The organism is Streptomyces sp. NPDC107454, from assembly GCF_055582885.1.
Genome location: NZ_JBVJPA010000052.1, coordinates 1 through 5,670 on the forward strand (window position 1 = coordinate 1; position 5,670 = coordinate 5,670).

The 5,670-nt window shown below is 68.4% G+C and carries 2 protein-coding genes and 1 pseudogene; 2 read left to right on the plus strand and 1 reads right to left on the minus strand.

Annotated features, from left to right (window positions below; genetic code table 11):
* Window positions 1-1,081: 1,081 nt before the first annotated feature.
* Entirely contained in the window at window positions 1,082-1,678 is a 597-nt protein-coding gene (locus tag ACZ69M_RS50985; RefSeq protein WP_470060528.1) for a peptidase inhibitor family I36 protein, read from the minus strand.
* Between the two features lie 375 nt (window positions 1,679-2,053).
* Here ACZ69M_RS50985 and ACZ69M_RS50990 point away from each other — a divergent pair, with 375 nt between their 5' ends.
* Both ACZ69M_RS50990 and ACZ69M_RS50995 read left to right on the plus strand, forming a co-directional pair.
* The gene (locus ACZ69M_RS50990) at window positions 2,054-5,155 is read left to right on the plus strand and encodes a WD40 repeat domain-containing protein (RefSeq protein ID WP_470060529.1); all 3,102 of its coding nucleotides are present in this window, start codon (window positions 2,054-2,056) and stop codon (window positions 5,153-5,155) included.
* 145 nt (window positions 5,156-5,300) lie between these two features.
* A pseudogene (locus tag ACZ69M_RS50995) lies at window positions 5,301-5,670 on the plus strand (hypothetical protein); the annotation flags it as partial.

Genomic DNA, 5,670 nt, shown 5'->3' on the forward strand with positions numbered 1-5,670 from the left:
AACGTGACGGGATGGATGCCGAGCTCAACCGCCGTCTGTTTGGCCTGCTTGCCGGCGCGGACCAGCGCGATGGCACGCGCTCGGAACTCCGGAGGGTAGGGACGAGGCATGACTGCCAGCCTTCCGTGAAGGGCTGTCAGTTAGCCACCAGAACTGGAACCTGAGAGGTGGGGCAGGTCAAGATGTTACCCGATCGTGCGGCAGACCCTTCGAGCAGTACCACGCGATGCTCCTGACTGCGCAGATGATTGACGACCTTGACGCGACGCAGCTAAGGCAGCTAACTGAAGCCATCAGGTCCCAGCGAGGGCCTCGCCTCCGCCGCGACACCGACCGATGGCGGCTCAGCGAGGACATCCTCCGGCGCGTGGATGGACGCTCAGGCACCAGGTGAGCGCCGGCCCCTCGCCTGGTTGACCAGTCGCCCGCGACGCGCCCGACTGGCTACCTCAAGCGAGATATTCGCCGTTACCCTGCGCACACGGCCTCGCTTCCCCAGACGTCACTCAGGATTCTTCCCGGCAGTTCGGATGAGACCAGCTCGGCGCCCTCGGGCTGGTTCTGAACGCCGTACGGCTCTAGACGACGCGGTACATCGACGCCCGCGGAAGCGCGCTCCAGGCCCTCCAGACCGGCAGCGTCGGCGCGGTCTCCGTCGTGGCCGTCGGCGGCCGCGCGTACGGGATCCTCGGGCGGGACCGGCGCGAGCTGATGCGCGATGGGTCCGGCCGCTGCACCGGGCGCTCGCCGTCCCGCCGGGTACCCTGGTCCCCGAGGGCGGGGACCAGGGGCCTCCTGCAATGACAGGGCAGTCACCCGAGCGCGGCCCAACCAACTCCGGGAGGCGCCCGAGGGCCGGGCCAGCGCCTTCACGCCTCAGGAGCTGAAGCCCGGCGACCCGGTGCCCCGGCCCGCCTGCCGGGACTATCCTGGCCGCCGCTGTGCCGGCCCAGTGCTCGGAAGTTCCCGCGCCCGTGTAGTGCTGATCCCGAACTGGCACCTCGCGATCTGGGCCATGTCGCTTTTGCCGCGATTGCGCAGCGCTACATGTCCGTTCGCCGTTGCTCTACGAGCGCCACCGTCAGCAGTTGGTGATCGCCCAGACCTTCGCCCAGTTGCCGTGCGTGTCGTGGGAACCGGGCCCGTTGTCCCGGTAGACGAACTCGCCGTTCTTGCCCCACATGGTGGCTACCATCCACGATTGGGTCTGATTGTTGTACCAGGACCCGGCCCCACTCCAGCCCGACCCATCGAGGGGATGCTTCCCGCACGGGCCCATCCGCTGCTCCCGGCCGCCATAGTCGACGGCTGTGTAGGCGCAGAAGTCTCCGGTGGGGCAGACGTGCGCCGCAGTCGAGCTGGTGACGGGACCGCGCGTGGTCGCGAGGTCGCGCACGTACTTCTCGCCGGGCACGACAAGTCGTACCGAGTCGCCGTGGCCCAGGTCGACGATGTTCGCCGCCACCTGCCGGCCCCCGGACTCGGCGATGGTGGTATTCACCTGCCGCTGCAGTTCCGCGTTCTGCGCAGCGGTCAGCCCGGCCTGGCGGCTTTGCGCCGCGAACACGGAGTGCGTGTCAGGAGCGGCCGAGGCTGTGGCGGCAGGTGTGGCTAACGCGCCGATACCCCCCAGCGCTGCAGTTGCTGCCGCGAGCGCGAGCCGCTTGTGCATGTTCATAGTCCGATTCCTTTCTGCTCTGACCGGCCGGCCAAGCCGAGGCGGCTGTCCGCGCCGTGTGACCTCGACTGTTCCGGTCGGGGGATTGAATGGGCAGCCGGTTTTGCCACCCTGATCAATGACCGCGTCGCAGGTCACGGGCATGGCTGTGGCGCTGGCCAAAGAAGGCGCCCCCTGTTTGCCCTCCGGTCACGGGCGTGCCTACCTTGTCGGGCCATTGCGCCGCGTCCACGGGGGAAGCGGGACGGGGGAGGGGAGTCGTTGATGGCGGGGCGTCCAGAGAGCCCACTGGATCCGAGTGCGGGGCCGGTTGCACGGTTTGCTGCCGAGTTACGCAAACTGCGGGCGGAAGGGGGCAGTCCGACGTATCGGTCGATGGCGCAGCGCACGAGTCAGGGGGCGAGCACCCTGTCACAGGCCGCTGCGGGTGAGCGGCTGCCGACCTTGCCGGTTGTCCGGGCCTACGTCCGAGCCTGCGGCGGCGACCCCGAAGAGTGGGAGGCACGGTGGCGTGAGGCAGCCGCGGAGGAGGCTGCTGAGCCTCGCGCCTCAGACGAGGATGCGGAGCCTCCCTATCGGGGCCTGGCCCGCTTCGAGCCGGGGGACGCCAACCTGTTCTTCGGCCGCGACCAGCTCACCGACCGCCTGTTCGAGCTGACCCAATCGGGCCGGTTCACTGCTGTGTTCGGTCCGTCGGGCAGCGGCAAGTCCTCTCTTTTGTGCGCCGGCCTCATCCCGCGCCTGCGCACCCCGCAGGCGACCGGTCCGCAGCCGGCCACCGTGCGCATCCTCACCCCCGGCGAGCATCCCCTGCGCATTCACGAGCAACGGCTGATACCGAAGGACGCCGACGGTGAGACGTGGTTGATCGTCGACCAGTTCGAGGAGCTCTACACCCTCTGCACCGACCCGCGCGAACGAGGCCAGTTCATCGACCGCCTCCTGGCCGCCACGGACCCGGCGAGTCGGCTGCGCGTCGTCATCGTGGTACGCGCGGACTTCCTCGGCCGCTGCGCCGGACACCCCGCCCTGACCGCTGCGCTGCAGGAAGGGACCATGCTGGTTGGCCCGATGAGCCGGGACGAGCTGCGCGAGGCCATCGTCAGACCTGCCCAGACGGCGAGGCTGATCGTGGAACGCACCCTGACCGCGCGGGTCCTCGACGAGATCGAAGACGAGCCCGGCGCGCTCCCGCTGATGTCCCACGCCCTGCTGGAAACGTGGCACCGCCGCAAGGGCCGCGCCCTCACCCTGGAGACCTACGAGGCCATCGGCGGTCTGCACGGAGCCGTTGCCCACACCGCCGAAGACATCCACGCCCGCTTCACCCCGGCGCAGGCCGACCTCGCCCGCCGTATCCTGCTGCGCCTCATCACACCGGGCGAGGGAACCCCTGACACCCGTCGGCCTGCTCCTCGAGCGGAGCTCGACATCGCCGATCCCACCGACACGGCCGCGGTCCTCGAACGTCTCGTCCGCGCCCGGCTGATTACCGTGGGCCAGGACACCGTCGACCTCGCCCACGAGGCCCTGATCACGGCTTGGCCCCGGCTGAGCGGATGGATCGAGCAGGACCGCGAACGCCTGCGCCTGCACCGGCGACTGACAGAGGCAGCCCAGGCCTGGGAGGAACTGGGCCGGGAGCCAGGCGCCTTGTACCGGGGCAGCCGCCTGACCGCTGCCGACGAGCATCTGCACCGACGCGAGCTGACCGCGCTGGAGCACGCCTTCCTCACAGCCAGCCTTAACGCCCGCGACCACGCACAGCGGGCGACTCGCCGCGCGGCGCGACGGCTTCGTCGACTGAGGACGGCCCTGTGCGTAGCTGCCGCACTCGCGATGGTCGCCGGTCTGGTGGCCTGGCAGTGGAACCGCCTCGGTGAGCGGCGGCTTGCCGAGGCGACGTCCCGGCGGGTCGCATCAGCCGCAGAGAGCCTGCGCTACGCCGAACCGCTGACCGCGCTGCGGCTAAGCGTCGCAGCCTGGAGCATCAGCCCCACCCTGGAAGCCAGGGCCACCTTGATGGGTGCCTTGACTCAGCCCGAGCAGGACGCCTTCACCGAGCCTGGCTCGGCTGTCAACGACCCTGTCTTGAGCAACGACGGCGGCGTGCTGATCTCCGCCGGCGTCGAACGGGTACGACTGTGGAACCTGACCACACATCGGCTCATCCGTACGCTGCGCATCGGGAAGGACGACTACTTGTACAACGTCTCTCCCGACGGGCGGAGGCTGCTGTTTCTCACCGCGGACAGATGGCAGCTCAGGGACGCTACATCCGGCGCGCTGACCCAGCTTCCGTTGGCGTTCACCGACGGCATGGTGAGTTTCGGGCCCACAGACGACATGCTCTTTCTGCATGACGACAACGGCCGCTTGACCGGGTTATGGGATCTGCGACGGCACCGCAGACTGCCGCCGGACGGACTCGTGCAGACCTTGGGCTCCTCGCGCGAGGAGGGGGGCCATCAGGCAGAGTGCACGCGCTCCGGTGAACTCCAACTGTGGGATGGCAGCACTGAGCGTCGGTTTCGCAGCACCGGCCCCTTGGCCTCCGCCGTCCGCCTGACCTGCAGTCCGCCCGACGGCGTCAGGGGGGACCCGCTGTATCTGGGCAAGGACCGCCTGATCATCGTCACTGGCTCCCGGATACGCACCTGGGACACGCGAACGGGTTCAGAGGGGCCGTCCGTCCACGCGTCGCCACACTATTCCGTCACCGTGACTGCCGATGGAGGATTCCTTACTACAGTGGATAAACAGGCCATCCTCGTGTGGCGGCTCAGCAACCCCGGCAGGCCGGTCTACCGGTACCCCCTGCACGGCCGAATCGTCGCGGCGCGGCTGGAACCGCTCCATAAGGTGATCCGATACATCGAGAAACAGCCCGCCTCCGCGCCCGTCGTGCGCTCCCTGTACCTGGGAAACGCCCTGGATACCAGTTGGAGGACCGGCGCCCCGGAGGAAGCACCTTCGACTGCCAAACCCGGGGCCCCGTTCGCCATCACACTGACCTCCGTTGTTGCTGACCCGGTCAACAGAGGCCGGATGGCCGTCGGCGACGAGTACGGGTGGGTGACCATCTGGGATCCGGCGCTCAAACACCGCTTCGCCATGTTTGACGCACTCTCCGCAAGCCAGGAGGACGAACCACCCCAGGCGGTCTCAGCACTCGCCTACTCATCCGACGGCCGCATCATGGCCGTCGCAGGTGGCAACACCGTACGGCTGTGGGATACCGCGACGACACGCCCCCTTGGAGGCAGCCTGCTCACATCCGGGGACCAGGTACGCTCCCTCGCCTTCAGCCGCAACGGAGCCACACTCACCGTCCGCGGTGACCACACCCCACCGCGCACCTACCCCGTTGCCCCCGACCTGGTAGCCAAAGCCGTATGCGCCCGGGCAGGAAGCGGTTTGTCCGGCCGAGACTGGAAAACCTACGTACCAGATCTTCCCTATCAACAAACCTGCTGAGCTTATGAAATTGAAAGCGTGATGTCGGCCAGCCGGAGGCGACCTCAGAGACGCGGCTCGAGGTGCGCTCGGCGGGGTTGGCGTTGCCCATAGGGTTGGACTGTCAGGCCCTCGCGTCGTCCGTCGTCTGTGGCTGGAAGAAACCGTGACCATCGCCGCTCGTCTCATCACCACCATCACTGCTCCGCTGGACCCGGCGTCGGCAGAGGCTCCGCAGTTGCTGTGCTGGCCGAACCGCACGCTCCTGGTGCAGCGTGGCGACGCTGAGGTGGTGGCGCTCGATGTTGATGAGCCTGACGCTGGTCGAGGCTCTGAGATCCGCTTCCCGGCGCCCTGGCCCCGTCCTTTTGGGACGGTGACGGTGTCACCGGAACGGGATGCGGCGGTGTTCGCCGGCGTTCACGCAGTACGGTCGGTGGAGGCGACCGGTGCGACGCGGTGGGAAGTGCGGCACGGCTGCTGGGGCGGCTGTCCTCTGCTGCATGTGTCGTTCGACGAGTACGCGGACGACAGGG

Coding starts and splice junctions, on each gene's coding strand:
- ACZ69M_RS50985 (WP_470060528.1), bottom strand. CDS start 1,678: ATGAACATGCACAAGCGGCTCGCGCTCGCGGCAGCAACTGCAGCGCTG.
- ACZ69M_RS50990 (WP_470060529.1), top strand. CDS start 2,054: ATGGCGCAGCGCACGAGTCAGGGGGCGAGCACCCTGTCACAGGCCGCT.